General features: G+C 59.9%; 22 protein-coding genes. 10 read left to right on the top strand and 12 right to left on the bottom strand.

The features are described from left to right. Positions 1-37 precede the first annotated feature (37 nt). A complete protein-coding gene (locus ACR0L1_RS16165; protein ID WP_170770051.1) occupies positions 38-175 on the top strand; it encodes an entericidin A/B family lipoprotein in 138 nt (45 codons plus the stop codon). 1,077 nt (positions 176-1,252) lie between these two features. On the opposite strand, the gene ACR0L1_RS16160 is transcribed toward ACR0L1_RS16165, so the two are convergent. After that, positions 1,253-1,702: a hypothetical protein gene (locus ACR0L1_RS16160; RefSeq protein WP_237215606.1), complete on the bottom strand. Its 450-nt coding sequence runs from the start codon at positions 1,700-1,702 to the stop codon at positions 1,253-1,255. A 116-nt stretch (positions 1,703-1,818) separates the two neighbouring features. Beyond that, positions 1,819-2,133, bottom strand: coding sequence for a hypothetical protein (locus tag ACR0L1_RS16155; RefSeq protein WP_237215608.1), 315 nt, complete (start codon positions 2,131-2,133; stop codon positions 1,819-1,821). A gap of 191 nt (positions 2,134-2,324) precedes the next feature. Between ACR0L1_RS16155 and ACR0L1_RS16150 the strand changes: the two genes are divergently transcribed. Beyond that, positions 2,325-3,272 carry an aldo/keto reductase gene (locus ACR0L1_RS16150; protein ID WP_170790436.1) on the top strand — a complete coding sequence of 316 codons (948 nt, stop codon included), beginning with the start codon at positions 2,325-2,327 and terminating at the stop codon, positions 3,270-3,272. A 34-nt stretch (positions 3,273-3,306) separates the two neighbouring features. On the opposite strand, the gene lepA is transcribed toward ACR0L1_RS16150, so the two are convergent. Beyond that, complete coding sequence (gene lepA, locus ACR0L1_RS16145) at positions 3,307-5,106, bottom strand: translation elongation factor 4 (RefSeq protein WP_170355008.1); 1,800 nt, start codon at positions 5,104-5,106, stop codon at positions 3,307-3,309. A gap of 86 nt (positions 5,107-5,192) precedes the next feature. Continuing rightward, positions 5,193-5,693, bottom strand: a complete 501-nt coding sequence (locus ACR0L1_RS16140; RefSeq protein ID WP_480859826.1) for an RNA ligase family protein — start codon at positions 5,691-5,693, stop codon at positions 5,193-5,195. Between ACR0L1_RS16140 and ACR0L1_RS16135 the strand changes: the two genes are divergently transcribed. The 3 genes from ACR0L1_RS16135 (at position 5,652) to ACR0L1_RS16125 (ending at position 7,298) form a co-directional block, all read left to right on the top strand. Beyond that, positions 5,652-5,897 (top strand): hypothetical protein, encoded by a 246-nt coding sequence (locus ACR0L1_RS16135; protein ID WP_480859871.1) that lies wholly within the window; start codon positions 5,652-5,654, stop codon positions 5,895-5,897. The two genes, ACR0L1_RS16140 and ACR0L1_RS16135, sit on opposite strands and share 42 nt — an antisense overlap. Positions 5,898-5,981: 84 nt before the next feature. Further along, entirely contained in the window at positions 5,982-6,290 is a 309-nt protein-coding gene (locus ACR0L1_RS16130) for a hypothetical protein (RefSeq protein ID WP_170770048.1), read from the top strand. Between the two features lie 66 nt (positions 6,291-6,356). After that, a complete protein-coding gene (locus ACR0L1_RS16125; RefSeq protein ID WP_480859825.1) occupies positions 6,357-7,298 on the top strand; it encodes a LysR family transcriptional regulator in 942 nt (313 codons plus the stop codon). On the opposite strand, the gene ACR0L1_RS16120 is transcribed toward ACR0L1_RS16125, so the two are convergent. Next, entirely contained in the window at positions 7,295-7,738 is a 444-nt protein-coding gene (locus tag ACR0L1_RS16120) for a low molecular weight protein-tyrosine-phosphatase (RefSeq protein ID WP_480549097.1), read from the bottom strand. The genes ACR0L1_RS16125 and ACR0L1_RS16120 overlap by 4 nt on opposite strands. A gap of 28 nt (positions 7,739-7,766) precedes the next feature. Between ACR0L1_RS16120 and ACR0L1_RS16115 the strand changes: the two genes are divergently transcribed. Both ACR0L1_RS16115 and ACR0L1_RS16110 read left to right on the top strand, forming a co-directional pair. Beyond that, on the top strand, positions 7,767-8,462 hold the full coding sequence (locus ACR0L1_RS16115; protein ID WP_170790434.1) for an NAD-dependent deacylase: 696 nt from the start codon (positions 7,767-7,769) through the stop codon (positions 8,460-8,462). 61 nt (positions 8,463-8,523) lie between these two features. Next, a complete protein-coding gene (locus ACR0L1_RS16110) occupies positions 8,524-9,132 on the top strand; it encodes an HdeD family acid-resistance protein (RefSeq protein WP_170782814.1) in 609 nt (202 codons plus the stop codon). Between the two features lie 76 nt (positions 9,133-9,208). Here the strand turns inward: ACR0L1_RS16110 and ACR0L1_RS16105 are convergent, their stop codons facing one another. From ACR0L1_RS16105 to meaB, 5 genes are all read right to left on the bottom strand, one after another. After that, on the bottom strand, positions 9,209-9,682 hold the full coding sequence (locus ACR0L1_RS16105) for a copper chaperone PCu(A)C (RefSeq protein WP_480502743.1): 474 nt from the start codon (positions 9,680-9,682) through the stop codon (positions 9,209-9,211). A gap of 44 nt (positions 9,683-9,726) precedes the next feature. Beyond that, complete coding sequence (locus ACR0L1_RS16100) at positions 9,727-10,077, bottom strand: hypothetical protein (RefSeq protein WP_480859823.1); 351 nt, start codon at positions 10,075-10,077, stop codon at positions 9,727-9,729. An 83-nt stretch (positions 10,078-10,160) separates the two neighbouring features. Beyond that, the gene (locus tag ACR0L1_RS16095) at positions 10,161-10,310 is read right to left on the bottom strand and encodes a hypothetical protein (RefSeq protein WP_214646780.1); all 150 of its coding nucleotides are present in this window, start codon (positions 10,308-10,310) and stop codon (positions 10,161-10,163) included. A gap of 166 nt (positions 10,311-10,476) precedes the next feature. Beyond that, a complete protein-coding gene (gene rpmB / locus ACR0L1_RS16090) occupies positions 10,477-10,764 on the bottom strand; it encodes a 50S ribosomal protein L28 (RefSeq protein WP_170326827.1) in 288 nt (95 codons plus the stop codon). A gap of 231 nt (positions 10,765-10,995) precedes the next feature. Next, positions 10,996-11,967 carry a methylmalonyl Co-A mutase-associated GTPase MeaB gene (gene meaB, locus ACR0L1_RS16085; RefSeq protein ID WP_170782816.1) on the bottom strand — a complete coding sequence of 324 codons (972 nt, stop codon included), beginning with the start codon at positions 11,965-11,967 and terminating at the stop codon, positions 10,996-10,998. A gap of 265 nt (positions 11,968-12,232) precedes the next feature. On the opposite strand from meaB, the gene hrpB reads away from it, so the two are divergent. The 3 genes from hrpB (at position 12,233) to ACR0L1_RS16070 (ending at position 16,784) form a co-directional block, all read left to right on the top strand. Then, positions 12,233-14,665 (top strand): ATP-dependent helicase HrpB, encoded by a 2,433-nt coding sequence (gene hrpB, locus ACR0L1_RS16080; RefSeq protein ID WP_480859821.1) that lies wholly within the window; start codon positions 12,233-12,235, stop codon positions 14,663-14,665. An 89-nt stretch (positions 14,666-14,754) separates the two neighbouring features. Further along, complete coding sequence (locus ACR0L1_RS16075; RefSeq protein WP_170770042.1) at positions 14,755-15,213, top strand: NUDIX hydrolase; 459 nt, start codon at positions 14,755-14,757, stop codon at positions 15,211-15,213. 92 nt (positions 15,214-15,305) lie between these two features. Then, positions 15,306-16,784 carry an inorganic phosphate transporter gene (locus ACR0L1_RS16070; RefSeq protein ID WP_480859819.1) on the top strand — a complete coding sequence of 493 codons (1,479 nt, stop codon included), beginning with the start codon at positions 15,306-15,308 and terminating at the stop codon, positions 16,782-16,784. Here the strand turns inward: ACR0L1_RS16070 and ACR0L1_RS16065 are convergent. Both ACR0L1_RS16065 and ACR0L1_RS16060 read right to left on the bottom strand, forming a co-directional pair. Beyond that, positions 16,781-17,755: a 2-dehydropantoate 2-reductase gene (locus ACR0L1_RS16065; RefSeq protein WP_480859817.1), complete on the bottom strand. Its 975-nt coding sequence runs from the start codon at positions 17,753-17,755 to the stop codon at positions 16,781-16,783. The genes ACR0L1_RS16070 and ACR0L1_RS16065 overlap by 4 nt on opposite strands. A gap of 66 nt (positions 17,756-17,821) precedes the next feature. Next, positions 17,822-18,784 (bottom strand): pirin family protein, encoded by a 963-nt coding sequence (locus tag ACR0L1_RS16060; protein WP_480859815.1) that lies wholly within the window; start codon positions 18,782-18,784, stop codon positions 17,822-17,824. Between the last annotated feature and the right edge of the window lie 153 nt (positions 18,785-18,937).

Here is an 18,937-nt window from a genome sequence, read left to right as displayed (position 1 = left end):
GCTAGGCACGGCATAGCAAACACCTATGGAGACACAGATGATCCGCACCGCTCTGATTGGACTGACCCTGCTGGCCCTGACCGCCTGCGAAACTGCAAAAGGCGTTGGTCGGGATATCGAGAAAGCCGGGGACGCAATTACCAACACGGCAAGCGACGTTCAGGAAAACATCTGATCCCCTCCATTTTGGGGCAAGAACTTAGCCGCCCTCAATATATTGTTGAATGATCCAACATATCGTGGCTATAATAGATCCACAGGTGCATAGACGCGGCATTGCATATCTGACACGACGTTGGGGTTCTTGTGGTCACACAAGAACCCCTTCTCGCATTTGGCGAAAGGTAAGTGGCAGCCTGATTGCCCAATAGCCTGGGAAAAGGAAAAGGCGTCAGGTGCGCAGACGCGGTCTTTGCATGTGCCCTTGCGGAACACTCCTGACGCCTTGCCGGTTCGGCACACCCGAGGGACGCACCGTTCCAGTTGTCTCGGCCCCCGCAGGAACCGCGACCACCGTGCCACGCTCGTGAAAGCGCGTCACAGCCCGCATCAACCATCTGATAAGGTTTCGAAACGGTCCGGCCATGATGCCCGGACCACCTTGAAACCAGCCGGTAACCCGCTGCGATCACAGAAAAACCCGAAAGTTCCCCATCATCCGCGTAGCCCCTTTGGCCTTTGCGTCCCGCCGCGACCCCTAAAGGCCTTGGCGATAACGAAACTGTTACATCCGATCCGCAGTCCGGCAAGAAAATAGCACCGCAGCATGAAAATTAACCGTGGATAAAGTGTTGATATCCGCAGGGATGATTTTGTGGACAAGTCTGGAAACCCAGCCGCGAGGGGCTGTTGAGTACGGAAAACTCCCGTCTGTGAAAAATGGCCTCCTTCGCACCCGTTTCTGCACCCGCAAATGGGTTTCCTGAAGGTGCAGAGGCAGAATCACGTTGCCAATCCGAATCAAACCGCGCAATTCGACCTGAATAACCAGAGAGCTCGGGCGACAGCATCGAACCACTGCAACACCGCGCTGAAGGTCGCGGGCCCAATCCCCTGCCGCCAAGAGACGCCGCGTATCTGGCGGAAAGGACCAAAAGCCTGTTGCATGTGGGCGCGCCGCCGCCCGAACCGCCTCCTCCCTGCGGAGACGGGTAGTCCTGAGAAGCGCCCTGACCCGGCCGGAATTACCTACTACGCCGCGGCATACCTTAGCAGCCGGTACCCCCTACAGCCCGTCCGAGTCAGGGTCGCTTCAGTTCACCTGCCGTTCCAGAACGGTGCTGTAGGTCGTTCCACGACGCAGGCTACGGAAATCCGCGTAAATTTTGCCGTCCTCATACCGGGCATCAATCAGCGCATTCACACCGATCTCGGGGTTGGCCGAGCTTTCGACGATGCTGATCCGGGTCGGGTCATCCAGACTGATGGTGCCAGTCGCGTCCATCACCCGCCAGGTCTGAGCCGCATTCGGACGCCACTTACTAGGCCCCCAAAACACATTGTCCTGTTGCTTTTGGATATCCAGAACCCACTCGGCGTTGTTGAACCGAGGCGCGTCCCCGGTCGAGGTCCGGTTCGGCCCGACGGCGGTATAGCTGCCCGTCCACGTCCCGCGCAGGTCCGGCGTATCGGCTGCGGCTGCGGTGGCAAGGCTGAGGCTCGTGGCCAAAGCGGCTGCTCCGGCAGTCATAAATCTGGTCATGGTCTCTCCTACGTTTGTGTCCGGGCCGATGCTGGCCTGCTCAACAGATTGGGAGGAGGCGGACACGTTACAACATTTGTGAAGGAAGCTTCATGAAGGGTTTAGATTGCGGTTAATCAGGCCCACGCCAAGGCGGTTCCAGCGACAACTAAGGCAATCCCGACCCCTTCTCGCATCGAGAAGTCTTCACCGAACAAGAAGAACGAGGCGATGGCGATCAGCACAACCTCGGCCCCCAGAATGCCGGTATAGATGATGCCCAACCGCTCCTCGCGCAGCGCGGCAAGCTCCAGCGTTGCGGCGGCCAGCAGGGTTGCCACGATCAACAGGCTAAGGCCGAGGCCGGGGATTTTCCACCAGAACTTCATCGAGATCATGGCAATGGAATAGAGACCTGCCGATCCAAGGGCGATTATGGGGACCATGGACATAGGGGCCTCCTGCCGAAGTTGCCGCTAGGTCAACACAAACAAGTTTTAAAAAGTTGGGCTGTGAGCTGGATCACAGATTCGGATATCCTGTTTGGATTTCAAGTGATTTTACTCAGCCCTCAAGCTTGAAGTGCATAACAGTCCCGCAGAATATTTATATATTCTGATTCGAATTTTCAGGGAGAGGAGCAATGACGACGTTTCACGAGATCGGTCTAACCGGGGTGCGAATTCCTCGAATTGGTTTTGGGTCAACAGGGATAGGTAGCATTCCGCAAATTTATGGCTACGAAGTTGATGAGAATAGGGCGCGAGAAACCTTGCGTACAATACTTACCCGCCCCGACGGGTTTATCGATACCGCCCGCGGCTATGCCATGGGCCGGAGTGAAGACCGCATTGGGAGCGTAATTCGTGAACTCGGTGGTTTGCCAGAAGGCTGTGTATTGTCCACGAAAATCGACCGCGACATGGAGACGAGCGTGTTCGACGCTACCCAAGCTAGGCGATCGCTAGAGCAAAGCTTAATGGCACTCGGCGTAGACAGCGTCGACATCCTTCACCTGCACGACCCGGAATACGCTGGTGATATGTCAGAGATCACGCGCAGCGGAGGTGCGCTGGACGAATTGTTCAAAATCAAAGAGGAAGGCCTTGCAACTGCCGTTGGTTTGGCCGGCGGACGGCTGGACGTCCTGTCGCCTATGTTGCGCGACTGGGACTTCGATGTCGTGATGACGCATAACCGGCACACACTTGTAAACGTGAATGCTTCGCCCCTAATCGAACAAGCCGTTTCCAAGGGTGTCACCGTCTTAAATGCAGCACCCTACGCGGGAGGAATTCTGGCAAGAGGTAGCGCGGTTCACCACTTTTACGTTTACCGGCCAGCAACAGAAGAAATGCTCGCGCCTGTGCGCGCGGTCGAAGATATCTGTGCCCGATACGACATTCCAATGGGCGCGCTGGCGCTGCAATTCTCGCTTCGAGATGCAAACATTGCTTCAACAGTTTGCGGGGTGACGTGGCCCCAGCATGTAAACCAAACGCTTGAGTGGGCCGATTGGGACATACCTGAGGCGGTCTGGACTGAACTCACCGACCTCGGACAATCGGACGCCGATCCAGAATCCGCGTAAACTTAGACAAACCAAGAGGAAGAAATGGACAGCCTTAGCTGTCCATCTTCAACGCCGAAATAAACGCCTCTTGCGGGATATCGACCTTCCCGAATTGGCGCATTTTTTTCTTACCCGCCTTCTGCTTGTCCAGCAGTTTGCGTTTCCGGGTGGCGTCGCCTCCGTAACACTTGGCGGTCACGTCCTTGCGCAGGGCCGAGAGGGTCTCGCGGGCGATGACCTTGCCTCCGATGGCGGCCTGGATCGGGATTTTGAACATGTGGCGCGGGATCAGGTCTTTGAGCTTTTCGCACATCGCCCGGCCCCGCATCTCGGCCCGGTCGCGGTGAACCATGGTCGACAGCGCATCGACCGGCTCGTCATTCACCAACACCGACATCTTGACCAGATTGTCCTCTGTATAGCCGGTCATCTGGTAGTCGAAGGATGCGTAGCCCTTGGTCACCGATTTCAGACGGTCGTAGAAGTCAAAGACGACCTCGTTCAGCGGCAGGTCATAGACGACCATCGCGCGGCTACCTGCATAAGTCAGGTCCAGCTGGATGCCTCGGCGGTCCTGGCACAGTTTCAGCACGTCGCCGAGGTATTCGTCGGGCACCAGAATGGTCGCCTTGATGCGCGGTTCCTCGATATGGTCGACCTTGGAGGGGTCGGGCATGTCGGCAGGGTTGTGCAGCTCGATCATCTCGCCGTCTTTCATGTAGACGTGATAGATCACCGACGGCGCGGTGGTGATGAGCTCGATATCGTATTCACGTTCGATCCGGTCGCGAATGACCTCAAGGTGCAACAGCCCAAGGAAGCCGCAGCGGAAGCCAAAGCCCAGCGCGGCCGAGGTCTCCATTTCGAACGAGAACGAAGCGTCGTTCAGCGCCAGCTTGTCGATCGCATCGCGCAGGTCTTCGAATTCGGAACTGTCGACGGGGAAGAGGCCGCAGAACACCACCGGCTGCGCGGGTTTGAAGCCGTCCAGCGCGTCCTCAGTCCCGTTGCGGTCATTGGTGATGGTATCCCCGACGCGGGTGTCGCGGACCTGTTTGATCGAAGCGGTGAGAAAGCCGATCTCACCGGGGCCGAGGCTGTCGACCATCTCCATCTCGGGGCGGAAGACGCCGACGCGGTCCACATGATGGAGTGTCCCGTTCGACATGAACTTGACCCGCATCCCCTTTTTCAGCGTGCCGTCCATGATGCGGACCAGAACGATGACGCCGAGATAGGCGTCGTACCAAGAATCCACCAGCATCGCCTTGAGCGGCGCGTCCAGATTGCCCTGCGGCGCGGGCAGTTGCTGCACGATGGCCTCAAGCGTCTCGTGGATGCCCTGCCCCGTCTTGGCGCTGACCTGAATGGCGTCTGTTGCGTCGATGCCGATTACATCCTCGATCTGTTCGGCCACGCGGTCACAATCGGACGCGGGCAGGTCGATCTTGTTCAGCACCGGCACGATCTCATGATCGGCGTCGATGGCTTGGTACACATTCGCCAGCGTCTGCGCCTCGACCCCTTGGGTCGAGTCCACAACCAGCAGCGAGCCCTCGACCGCGCGCATCGAGCGGCTGACCTCATAGGCGAAATCCACGTGGCCGGGCGTGTCGATCAGGTTCAGCACATATGCCTCGCCATTGTCGGCGGTATAGTCGATGCGGACCGTGTTGGCCTTGATGGTGATGCCACGCTCGCGCTCGATATCCATGCTGTCGAGCAGCTGTTCCTTCATGTCGCGATCCTTGACCGTTCCGGTCTCTTGGATGAGCCGGTCAGCAAGGGTGGATTTGCCATGGTCGATATGCGCGACGATGGAGAAATTGCGGATATGAGCGAGGTCTGTCATAGCGACGGGATATGGTTCGAAAACAGTCGCTGGTCAAGGTGGGACAGCCCCCGTCGAACGCCTTTGTTTGCCGGGCTTGCAGCTTGTCAGGCTAGCTCGTTTTTGACCAGTTCGGCATTCATCCAATGCGTGTCGCTTTGCACATGATCTTCGCGCACGTATTTGCCTAGGTGGGTTGGCATATCCTGTTCCGCAAATGCAGCCGTATCACGAACCGCAAAACCCTCTTGCCTATCAAGATCAAGTTCGGAAAGAACCGTGCTGACAACCTGATCCGAAAACGACCCGCGATACAATTCCGGTACGGGAGCGATCCCAAGCTCGACAAAGCGCAAAAGGGTCGCATCCCAGGCCTGAACTTCCTCCTGCTTGATCCACGCAAAACCAAGAAAATAGGATGGTAACGCGCCATACGCGATAGAGTGGCGCGCAAAGAGATATTCGCCAATTATGCGCTCGTCCCCGGCCAGTTGAGGCGAAATACCAGCCGCAAAAGCTTTCATCCAATCGCGCGACGGATGATACCGGGCATCGAGGCTGCGGGGATGGCAACCCTGGTTGTGAATAGTCGTATTCTCACCGTCCATTTTCTCGGTGAATACAACCTCATTTGCGGCGCCCAGCCCGTCGACCTGCGCATGATTTTGTCATCGCTGGTGGCTCCGGGGGATTGCGGCAGGTGGAATGTACGGCCGTATTTCTTAAGCATTGTGTTCTCAAATCCGATGGCTTGCCTTAGCAAACGCGACTTCGTTCCCCTGCGCAATCACAATTTTGAAACGCCCGATTGATCCCGAATCCAGTTTGATTCATACTTCGCCAAAGGCCGAGAGGGGCGCAAGATCCCTCCGGGCAGGCAAAAACGAGGCTCGAGCATGAAAAAGTTCCTCCTGATCGCATTCTGCGCTGCGTCTGTGGCAACCACTCCGCTGGCCGTCGGGGCCGCTCAGATCAAACAGGCATGTCTGGCTTCCGACCGTTCGGCAGCGACACGCGACCGATGCAGTTGCATTCAGCGCGTGGCCGATCAGGCGTTGACCCGCAGCGACCAAAAGACCGTCTCGAAATGGTTCGCTGATCCCCATAAGGCGCAAGAGTTGAAGATGTCGCGCAGCGCGCGCGATGATGCGCTTTGGGATCGGTATCAGAATTTCGGCCAGATGGCGCAGGCGATCTGTAGCTAAACACCTCAGCATCCTTGACCTGACCCGCCCTGCGCCCCAGAAAAGGCGCAGCGAGAGAGGTGTGCGATGGTGATGAAAGGGCTGACTCTGCGGGGCCTTGAAGTGTTCGAGGCCTTGGCGCGCACCGGCTCGGTGGCGCAGGCGGCCGAGATCACCGGGCTCAGCCAGCCATCGGTCAGCCAGCAATTGCGCAATCTGGAAAACGCATTGGGCACCGAACTGGTCGACCACGGACGCCGACCAATGCGGCTGACGCAGGCCGGGCGCAGCTTTCTGGCCCGCGCCGAGACCGTTCTGGCCGAATTGCAAATGGCCCAGAGCGAATTGACCGTGATGGATCTTGGCCATCTGACCACCCTCTCCATCGGGTTGATCGACGATTTCGACAATGACTTGACGCCCCGGCTGGCGACATTGCTGGCCGACAGCCTGACTCGCTCGAAATTCAAGCTGATCACCCTGCCAAGCCTTGATCTGTTTGCCGAACTCGAGGCACAGCGCCTGCACCTGGCCGTCTCGGCCCATTCCGGTGAAGTGCTTGAGGGCGTGGCCGAATACCCGCTGGTGCAGGATCCGTTCATTCTGGTCACTCCCAAAGGAGCGCAGGATGCGGTGCAGACGCTTCCGTTTCTGCGCTACGCCCGTGAACAGCTTATCAGCCGCCAGATCGAGGCACATCTGGCCCGCCAGAAGCTAGAGTTCGAGGAACGGTTCGAGATCGGCTCGCATCTTGCGCTGATGGCAATGGTCGCGCGTGGCCTCGGCTGGGCCATCACCACGCCCTTGGGGTTCATGCGCGCCGCCCGGTTCCATGAAGGGCTTGAGGCGCACCCTGCCCCGTTTGGGGATTTCTCGCGGATGATTTCCCTGTTCACCCGCACTGACTGGTCCGATCAGGTCCCGCAAGAGGTGGCCGACATGATGCGCCGCCTGATGCGCAGCCAGATCGTGGACCCGGCGCTATCGCAACTGCCATGGCTGGAGAGCCGGCTAAAGGTGATGGGCTAAGCGCGCAGATGCGTCTCAAGGCCTACGACGGCGGCTTCGATCAGGTCCAGCGCTCCGTCGAAATCGCGGGTATAGTAAGGATCGGGCACATGGTCCGCACCAGATTGCGGTGCAAAATCGATCAGCAAACGAACCGGGGTGTCGTTGCCCGCAGGCCGCAGATCCTCGATATTCGCGATGTTGTCGGCATCCATCCCGATGATCAGATCGAACCGGTGGAAATCCTCGGCCACGAATTGCCGCGCCCGTAGATCGTCCAGCTTAATCCCGCGCGCCCGCGCCGCTTTTTGCATCGGCCCATAAGGCGGATCACCGATATGCCAGCCCGAGGTCCCGGCACTGTCGGTGACAAAATGGGGCGCACGGGTACGAAAAGCACCTTCGGCGGCAGGAGAACGGCAGATATTGCCCAGACAGACAAACAGGATACGGTGGCTCATGAGGCGAGGTGTAGCGCGTGAGGCAAAGATGGGAAAGATCGTCATTCTGACAGGTGCCGGGATTTCCGCCGAAAGCGGTTTGGGCACATTTCGCGACGAAGGCGGTCTGTGGTCCCAGCACCGGATCGAAGACGTCGCCACGCCCGAGGGCTTTGCACGTGATCCAGCGTTGGTTCACGGCTTTTACAACGCCCGCCGTATTCAGGCTGCCAAAGCGCAGCCCAACGCCGCCCATCTGGCGCTCGCCCGCCTGCAACGCGACTTTCCGTCGGAGGTTGTGATCGTCACCCAGAATGTTGACAACCTGCACGAGGCTGGCGGGGCCGAAAACGTCCTGCACATGCACGGCACGCTTGCAGGAGCACTCTGTGCCACTTGCGATCATCGCTGGACTGCCCCACCCGAGATGTCCGTGGGCGAGGTTTGCCCGGCCTGCACCGCCCCCTCTGCCCGACCCGACGTGGTCTGGTTCGGCGAGATGCCGTATCACATGGACCTCATTTACGACCACTTGGCAGGGGCGACCGTTTTTGCATCAATCGGCACGTCGGGCCAGGTCTACCCGGCAGCTGCATTCGTACACGAAGCTGCCTTGGCCGGAGCGCGAACGGTTGAACTAAACCTTGATCCCTCGGATGGCGCCTCGCGGTATGATGAAGTCATTCTGGGCCCAGCCACTCAGATCGTGCCGCAGTGGGTCGACGGATTGCTGACACATTCCTAACCTGCGGTTGAAAAACGATTTATTTTGGGGCTGAATAACCCTGCCAATACCGGAGGCCCCAATGACCGACCCGAACAACCCCCAGCCAGAGATCCTTGAGGCACACAGCATGGACAGCCGCGATGCGCTGGGCGATCAACTGGCCAATCTGTGGTGGACCTTCCTGCTGCGCGGCCTTCTGGCAGGCGCGCTGGGAATTGCAGCGCTGTTCTGGCCCACGGGTAGTATCGCACTGCTGCTGCGGCTGGTGGGGGTGTTGCTGGTATTGGATGGCGGCCTCACCCTGCTGGGGTTCGGGCGGCGCGGCCTGATCGGCGGTGTTGGCGTCGGCGCGCTGCTGATCGGTCTGGTACTACTGATCTGGCCCGAAGGCGTCGCGCGCTTGACCTTTTTCCTGCTAGGCGCATGGGCGCTGATCGTGGGGATCGGCGCGCTGATGGCGTGGCGACAAATGCCCGAACGCAACCCAGATGCGGGGACTGTTCGCAATTCGGGGATCGTTGCCCTAATCATCGGGCTGGTCCTGTTGTTTTGGCCCGGTAGTGGCATGGTCGCGCTTGGCTGGGCGATCGCCTTCTCAGCCCTGGCCTTCTCTGCCGTCATGTTCTTTCTGGCAGCACGCTTCAAACGCGCCCATGACCGGGTCGCCCCGCGTGTCGTTAACCGCTAAGGCGCAAACAGGCCGGGTTTTACCCGGCCTGACGCATGGATGACGGCCGCATCGCGGCCCGAAGACAGGCGTAGGCCTAGTTAGAATGCGACCCGTGGCCGCCCGTATCGTGACGTTCCAAATCGACGGGAACCTCGATCACGACCTCACCGGCTTTTTCGAAGATCAGCGTCACAGGAACCGTCTCACCTTGTTCGAACGGAGCGGCAAGTCCCATGAACATCACATGGTCGCCGCCGCGTTTCAGCATATGCGACTCGCCCGCCGGGATCACAAAGCCTTCCTCAACATGGATCATCTTGGCAACGCCGTTTTCATCGATCTCATGGGTATGCAACTCGACCCGTGCCGCCGCGTCGGATTGCACACCGATCAGCCGGTCCTCGGCATCGCCACTGTTTTGGATCACCATAAAGGCCGCCCCGGCCTTGGCTGCTTTGCCTGCCGAACGCGCATAGGCATCCTCGACCGTGATAGTGTCCTGCGCCATAGCGGCGGAGGCAAAGGTAACGGCGGCCAGCACCGCCGTGAATTTGGATGAAAAGGGCATTGCGCCTCTCCTGACTTGGGTATTTGAACGAACTGAGTTTGCGATCAAATCCGGGCCGGAGGCGCGCGCGCCGGATGACGTGGACGGGGTGCCGCGATCAGATTTCCGCGCGTGCGTGCCGGCACGGCAACCTTGGGGCGCGGCGCAGGCGGAACGTCCACATGCGGCGCGTCAATCGCCCCCAGCAATGTCAGCGCATAGTCCGGACAATAGTGCGGCGGTTGCGTCGGTTGTCCTTCGGCGTCCATATAGACGACCACCGGCCCTGTGCCCGTACACAGCACCATCTGCCCTGCAGCGGCGTCCACCCCGCGCGAGGCCGCAACGCTCTGACCGGTCAGGACAACCAGCAGCGATAGCATGTAAGGCAAGAGATATTTCAGAACGGGTCTCACTCTGACCCACGGTATAAGCCCGAGGGAAAGCGGGCTTCAAGCACAATCGGCAGCGCTAGAAGCCCTTGGTTTGAAATGAACCGTCAGCGGTCCAGTTCCGGTCGTTTTACGGACCCTTTGGTCAAGCTCGTATGCAGCCGGTTCACCTGACGTTGCATCCGAAAACCTGTCCCAAAGGTATTGCCGAAAAAACCGGTCAACAGGGCAAGAAAATCGTAGGATTTGAAAGACATGAGAGTGAACTCCGCCAGATGAATATGACTTAACTTAACCCTACGTCAGCCAACTGTATGTGAACATTGTCACGCTGGAAGTGCTTTTCTCATAATGTCTTGACTGTAAACGAAAAGACCCCGCACCGGACAGGTGCAGGGTCAAAATTCGCAGATAGGAAAAAGCTTAGGCGGAGGCCTGTGCCTTAGCGATTTCTTTTTTCACTTTCAGCGCGTTGGCCGACAGCTCTTCGTCCTTGGCTTTGGCCAGGAACGCGTCCAGACCACCGCGGTGGTCGACCGAGCGCAGCGCAGCCGCCGAGATGCGCAGCTTAACGCCGCGGCCCAGAGCTTCGGACTGCAAGGTGACGTCGTTCAGGTTGGGCAGGAAACGACGACGAGTTCTGTTTTTGGCGTGGCTGACATTGTTGCCAGTCATCGGGCCTTTTCCGGTCAGTTCGCAACGGCGCGACATGGTTTCTTCCTTTGTTTCTGGAGGCCAGGCAAAACGCCCTCGGCCAAATCACAAGGGGCACAACCCGAAGTCGCGCCCGAAAACTGGTTGGATGCGTTTAGTGGGAATCGCCGAGAGGGTCAAGACGGATCAACGGAATTCTTTGACTTTGCTGCATGACGCCGGGGCGCACCAGTCACATCATGGTTTTGTCAGGAAAATTCGCAAAAAGAACACCCCACTGATAGCCCCCTAAACCAGATGAGACAGCATCTGTTGCGCAGCAGCAGCCGGGCTGAGCACCCCTTGCGCGACTTTGGCATTCAACGATGCCATTTCAGCTTTGGCCTCGGACGTTTCCAGCCTGGCCAGCAGGGCATGGCGCACCTCCTGATCGAACCAGAAACAGGCTTGATCGGACCGGTTCGCTGCCCATTGACCTGTTTCACGGCGCCATTGGCTAAGCGCCTGCATCTCGACCCAAGCCTGTTCCAACCCGTGTTCTTCGACGGCTGAAACCGTCATTGCCTTGGGAAAGCCCTCAGGGTCCTGCGGGCGCTTGCGCAACAGCCGCAATGCTCCCGCATAATCTGCGCAGGTACGGGTTGCAGTAGCCTTGAGGTCCCCATCCGCCTTGTTGACCAGAATCATATCCGCCATTTCCATGATGCCGCGCTTGACCCCCTGCAACTCGTCCCCGCCCGCCGGTGCGAGCAAGAGCAGGAACAAGTCCGACATCTCGGACACCACGGTTTCGGATTGCCCCACGCCAACGGTCTCAATCAGAACCACGTCGAACCCTGCGGCCTCGCACAGGGCGATGGCCTCGCGGGTGCGACGGGCCACACCACCCAGATGGCTTTGGCTTGGGGACGGGCGGATAAAGGCGGCGCGTTCGCGGCTCAGACGCTCCATCCGGGTCTTGTCGCCTAAAATTGACCCGCCGGACCGGGCCGAGCTGGGATCGACCGCAAGAACAGCAACGCGCAGCCCCTGCCCGATCAACATCATGCCGAAGCTTTCGATAAATGTGGATTTGCCAACGCCCGGCGTGCCCGACAGCCCGATGCGCAGCGCCTGCCGCCCGGAATTGGCCAGACGCGCCAATAGTTCACCCGCCTGCGCCCGGTGGTCAGCACGGCCGCTTTCGACCAAAGTGATCGCGCGGGCCAGCGCACGCCGGTCCCCGTCCAAAATCCTGTCACTCAGGTTGTCTATGTCCATTTTCGTCCCAACCTCCTGCGGCTCCACTAATTGCCGTCGCCACAGCCGATTTGTCCAGACCGGACTGTGCGTAGACCCCGCTGGATGCCAACAAGCTGCGCTGTTTTTGTGACCCTGGCGTCTAGTTTCTGTCCCCTTCACCGTCGCTGCTCAGGCCCAGCGTGCGGACCCGCTTTGGGTAAAGGCGTGCGAGATAGGCCTCTCCTCTGACGAAACCGGTGCAGAGGAACTAGACGCCGCCCGGCGCTTGGCGGATAAAGCCTGCATGACTCGACTGCCAATCGACGACGCCATTCCTGCACTGCTGGCTGCCCTAAAATCCGCAGGGCGGGCCGTACTGCAAGCGCCTCCGGGCGCGGGTAAGACGACACGGGTCCCTCTGGCGATGCTCGAGGCGGGGTTGTGTGGCGGCAAGATCGTGATGCTGGAACCGCGCCGTCTGGCCGCCCGTGCGGCAGCGGAACGCATGGCCGAAACGCTGGGCGAACGTGCGGGGCAGACGGTGGGCTACCGGGTACGGGGCGAAGCGAAGGTGTCGGCCAACACCCGGATCGAGGTCGTGACCGAAGGCATCCTGACCAGGATGCTACAATCCGAACCCGACCTGCCCGGCGTTGGCGCGGTGATCTTTGACGAATTCCACGAACGGTCCCTTAATGCCGATTTGGGACTGGCGCTGTGCCTTGAGGTGACAGGCGCGTTGCGCGACGATCTGATCCTTTTGGCCATGTCTGCCACGTTGGACGCCGAACCTGTCGGGCGGTTGATGAACGCGCCACTAGTAACCTCGTCCGGCCGCAGCTTTCCGGTTGAAACACGCTGGCTGGACCATCCTTTGGGCACGAAGGCGCGACGGCTGGATGCTCTGGTCGATCTGGTGGTGCAGGCCGAACGCGAAACAACCGGCGGGATGTTGGTTTTCCTGCCAGGCGAGGGCGAGATTCGCCGCGCCGAAAACGCCTTGGCCGGGCGCTTGCCCGATGTGTGTGTTGTGCGCCCCCTATTCGGCGCGATGCCCTTTGCCGCCCAGCGCAAGGCGATTGCTCCGGTCGAGACGGGGCGCAAGGTCGTTCTGGCCACGTCGATTGCCGAAACCTCTCTAACCATTCCCGACATCCGCGTTGTGGTCGATATGGGACAGGCACGGCGGGCGCGGTTTGATCCGGGATCAGGCATGTCGCGGCTGGTAACGGAACGGGTCACACGCGCCGAGGCAACCCAACGCACGGGCCGTGCCGGACGCGTGGCTGAAGGCGTTTGCTATCGCCTGTGGTCTAAGGGCGAAGACGGCGCGCTGGCCGCTTACCCTCCGGCCGAGATCGAGGCAGCCGACCTGACCGGTCTGGCGCTGGAACTGGCGCTTTGGGGGGCGGAACCGGGCGATCTGGCCTTTCTGACCCCTCCGCCCGAAGGCACGATGTCTGAGGCCCGCGCCTTGCTGACCATGCTGGGCGCACTGGACCGCAAGGGGCGGATCACCGATCACGGTCGCGCGCTGGCCGCTCTGCCCCTGCACCCAAGGCTGGGACATATGCTGGAACGTGCCGGGCCGGACGCCGCCGCTCTGGCCGCGTTGATGGCCGAGCGCGACCCGCTGCTTGGCGCGCCTGTTGATATGTTGTTGCGGCTTGAGGCCTTGCGCGACCCGCGCGCATTTCAACGCAACCGCGTCTGGCAAGTAAATACGGGTGCGCTTGATCGCATCAAGGCCGAGGCCAAGCGGCTGCGCAGCAAGGGCAGCCCATCCGACCTGAGCCCCGCCGCCATGGCCGCGCTGGCCTATCCCGACCGCATCGGCCAACGCCGCAAAGGCGATGAGCCGCGCTATGTCTTGTCGGGTGGCAAGGGAGTGGTGCTGGACAGCACGGACACCCTGGCCGCAGCCCCCTATCTGGTTGTCACCGACACCGACGGCAATCCGCGCGAGGCGCGCGTGCGCATGGCTGCGCAGATCTCGGAACGTGAAATCCGTGATCTCTTCGCGGATCAGATCGCCTGGGTCGAAAGTTGTGCGTGGTCCAAACGCGACCGCCGCGTCATCGCCCGCAGGCAGGAACGGCTGGGCGCGATTACCTTGGATGACCGTATCTGGAAGGACGTGCCCGACGAAACCTTGGCACTGGCGATGTTGGACGGTGTCCGCGACCTCGGACTGCGGCTCGAAGGGGCGTCCGCCCGGCTGGCGGCGCGGGTTGAACTTGTCCGCGCCCAAGGTGCCAACCTGCCCGATTTCTCAGCCGAGGGGCTGACGAACACTCTAGAGGACTGGCTGCTGCCCATGCTGTCAGGCGTGCGCTCGGCCGAGGACTTGAAGCGGTTTGATCTGCTGCCTGCCCTGCGTGCACGGCTAGACTGGACCCAGACGCAGGAACTGGACCGACGTGCGCCGGGCGCGTTTCAGACGCCGTTGGGCCGCAAGGTACCGATTGATTATGGCGGGGCGATCCCGGAAATCTCGGTCCGGTTGCAGGAACTGTTCGGTGTTACCCGCCATCCGGTTGTCGGAGGCGAACCGCTGAAGATCACCCTGCTGTCCCCGGCCCAACGCCCCATTCAGATCACACGCGACCTGCCGGGGTTCTGGGCGGGCTCCTACGCTGATGTCCGAAAGGACATGCGCGCGCAATACCCCAAACACCCCTGGCCCGAAGACCCCACACAGGCCGACCCAACCTTGCGTGCGAAACGACGCAATTAGGCCTGCCCCTCCGGTTTATTGAATATATCTTCTTTCGTTGTTATTTGACCGCTTGAGGAGGCGCTCGGGCAGGCCGGCGTAAAAAATACATGTCACATTGGTTGCGAAATACCTGGGAGGAGATCCTTCGCCCCCTGTTCCTGCGTCCCCGCAGGGTGCAGGTCGCAGCGTTGTGCACGCGCCAAACCGATAGCGGGATCGAGGTGCTACTGATCACCAGCCGCGACACCGGTCGCTGGATCATCCCAAAGGGCTGGCCCATGGATGGCAAAGACGGTGCGGAAACGGCTGCGCAAGAGGCATGGGAAGAGGCCGGCGTTCAGGCCGCACATATCCACCGGGACCCGGTGGGGCGCTATACATATGACAAAAAGCTAAACGACGGATCTTTGCTTCCGGTTCTGACCAGCGTGTACCGAATTGAGGTAGAGGAGTTGGCGGACGAGTTCCCGGAGCTCGGCCAGCGCGAGCGGCACTGGGTTCGCCCGTCCGAGGCGGCAGAGCGGGTGAACGAGCCCGAATTGCGTGCGCTTCTTCGTCGGTATTAACACATTCGCAAGCCCTGAAAGGGCAGAAGGTTGAATAGCAGGCCCGAACCTTGTATCGGCCTGCGCTAGCCCGCAACCACTTGCAAAACCCAATGACTGAAATCCACACCAACAGCCGATGGAAGGCGCTGGACAGCGACCTGCACCGCATTTCGCGTATTGAACACGCGAATGCGTTCGTTGCGCGCCCGCTGCTGGCCTCCGGCGTTGCGTTGGCCTTTGTGGTGTTGGCGGGATTGACTGCTGCAGTGTTGTTTGGGCAGGCCGACGGGCGTCTGGTTGTGGTCGCAGCCGCCGTATTCGGCGCCTATATGGCGATCAATGTGGGCGCCAACGATGTCGCCAACAACATGGGCCCCGCCGTGGGCGCCAACGCGTTGCCGATGGGTGTCGCCATCACAATCGCCGCCATCGCCGAAAGCGCAGGTGCGCTGCTGGCCGGGGGTGATGTCGTGACGACTATTTCGCGCGATATCGTACATCCGGCTTCGGTCACAACAGAAGCGCACTTTATCTGGGCCATGTTGGCGGCCCTGATGTCGGCGGCGTTGTGGGTCAATATCGCCACTTGGGTGAGGGCCCCGGTTTCGACCACGCATTCGGTCGTTGGGGGCGTGGTCGGCGCAGGCGTCGCAGCCGCAGGTCTGAGCGCCGTGAACTGGAGCACCGTCGGCACCATAGCACTCAGTTGGATGGTCTCGCCCGTGATTGGCGGCGCGGTCGCCGCCATGTTCCTGGCTTTTATCCGCGCGCGCATTCTGCGCCAGGACGACAAAATCACCGCCGCGCGCCGCTGGGTTCCTATTTTGGTGGGGCTGATGGCAGGTGCTTTTGCGACCTATATGGCGGTAAAAGGGTTAGAGCGGGTCGTCCAAGTTGATCCTGTCATCGCATTGAGCACCGGTGGAGGTTTGGGGCTTGTTTTCTGGCGACTTACGATCCCATGGGTGCACAGGCGGACCCGCAACATAGAGAACCGCCGCCGGGCGATGAAATCTCTGTTTGGCCTTCCTCTGATCATCGCTGCCATTTTCCTCAGCTTCGCGCATGGGGCAAATGACGTGGCGAACGCGATTGGCCCTTTGGCCGGGATCGTCCACGTGTCTGAATTCCACGACCTTGCCGCCACGGTAGCCGTGCCGCAATGGATCATGCTGATCGGCGCGTTTGGGATCTCTTTCGGTTTATTCCTGTTTGGTCCGCGCCTGATCCGCATGGTGGGTACCCAGATCACGAAACTGAACCCGATGCGTGCCTTTTGCATCGCCCTCGCCACAGCTCTGACCGTCATTCTGGCCAGTTGGCTGGGCTTACCCGTGAGCACCACCCATATCGCTATCGGCGCAGTATTCGGGGTGGGTTTCTTCCGCGAATGGGAGACAGATTGCCGCTGGAAAAAGTCCAACCAACAGCGCCCGCCTGAACAACGACGTGCCCGCGAGGAACGCCAACGCCGCAAGCTTGTCCGCCGGTCGCATTTCATGACGATCCTTGGGGCGTGGATGGTGACAGTACCCGCCTCGGCCGTCATGTCGGCGAAGATCTTCGGCCTTCTGACGGCCTTCCACTAATCCACAGCGCGCCTGACCTGATCAACGGATAAAGGCTGATCCTGCGCCTCTTCGATCAAAGCCTGCACACCCGCGCAATACGGCGTCGCCACGCCATGCTGCACTCCGAGGCGGATAATCTCGCCTTGCAGGCTGTCGATCTCGGTAACGCGCCCGGCCATCAGGTCATATGCCATAGAGGTGCGCGCATTAGGATCTATCGTCAGCATCCGCGCCGCAATTTTTGAAAACAACGGCGTCGGCAGGCGAAGAACATGCGGAATAGCCCAAGCAGGCAACGGTGTGGTCGATGCAACGGGATGATCCGCAGCCCTGAGAACAGCCAGAGCCTCGGCCATTTGGTCGGCCATAAGCTGACGCCAGTTCCGGTCCATCAACTGCTGTTTCAACGTCATCCCGGACAAGGCGTTCAGCGCATTGTTGAGGTTGATGACTAGCTTGCCCCACTGAACGGCCTCGATCCTGTCGCTTTCGACAACAGGCAATTCCGCAGATCCCAGCGCCTGCCCCAAACCTCCTGCGCCGGATTGGATGACAATCTCGCCCGAGGTGGCCCGGTGAAACCGCCCGCCCTCCATAGGAACAACGTTGAACGGCACCATTCCGGCGCGGACATCCTGAGCGGGCAAGGCAGCGCGCAGTACACGCGCATTCTCGATCCCGTTTTGCCAGGACAGCACTACCGACTGCTGCGCATATTGCCCAATCAGCGCAGCCATATCTGCCGTCGCTCCGGATTTGACGGTGACGATGACCACCTCGGCATCTGCCATGCACACCGGATCCTCGGCTAGGGTCAAAGTGTCAATGTGCCGGTTCTGCCCGGCAAAATCCGTCAGGGTCAGGCCATGTTGCCGGATCGGGTCCAAAACGCGGGCACGCCCCAACAGAGTGACCTCGTGACCGGCACTAGCAAACAACCCGCCGCAATAACACCCGATACTGCCTGCACCCGCTATGGCGATTTTCATGTCGCCCTCCCCTTCAGACAAGAATTGCCGGGATAGGCCACTGGGGCAAGGTCACGTGACGTTCCGTCACCGCGCCAATCTGGGCTTCGTGCGTGCAAGCTGTTCAGAAATCTCGATATATTCGGCGTCATCTCCGGGGGGCAGTTGAAAAGCACCCTTCGCCCAATCGGCGGCCTGCCATTCCCGCGTGGCGGTCTCGATCTTTTCCTTCGAGGATGAGACAAAATTCCACCAGATATACCGATCTTGCCCCAATGTTGCGCCCCCTAACAGCATCAGCCGCGCCCCTGCTGGTCCTGCCCTGACCGAAAGGCGATCGCCTGGCCGGAACACCATCATGCGGCCGGCTTCGAAAACGTCGCCTGCAACCTCGACCGAGCCCTGTGTCACGTAGACGCCCCTATCCTCTTGATCGTCGGGCAAGGGAATGGCCGCGCCGGGGTCAAGTTGAACATCCAGATAAAAGGTCTCGGACAGCATGTTTACGGGGCTGGACGCGCCATAGGCCGATCCAAGGATGAGCCTCGCACTGACCCCTGTGTCCTGAATATGCGGCAACGCACCTTGCTTGTGATGTTCGAAATCGGGGGCCATATCCTCGTGCTGGTCCGGCAGTGCGATCCAGGTCTGGATGCCGAACAGACTGTGCTTTTTGCCGCGTGTTTCGGCGCTTGTGCGTTCCGAATGGGTCACACCGCGCCCCGCTACCATCCAGTTCACCTCGCCTGGATAGATCATCTGATGGGTGCCCAGACTGTCGCGATGTTCGAATTCACCCTGATACAGGTAAGTTACGGTACCCAGCCCAATATGCGGGTGCGGGCGCACGTCAATGCCACCATCGGTGATAAATTCCGCCGGGCCCATCTGGTCGAAGAAAATAAATGGTCCGACAAGCTGACGTTTTACCGAAGGCAGCGCCCGTCGCACCTCAAACCCGCCGAGATCGCGAGCCCGAGGAATGATCAGTGTTTCAAGCGCGGCGCTCTCAGACTGGCATTCGGGGCTGTGGGTGGGGTTCCAACTCATTCCGGTGTCCTCAGTTGCAAACGTAGGTTCTGTTCGTGGATGCAACATATGCCCCAAAAAACATCATTAATACTGCAATTTTTGCACATAACTAGTGCGCATTGCGAGCTACATCATTTCATTGCAATTATGTTATCACATACCATTCGTTTA

The sequence above is a fragment of the Ruegeria sp. J8 genome (genome assembly GCF_056531925.1).
This window is presented reverse-complemented; position numbering and strand designations above follow the sequence as displayed.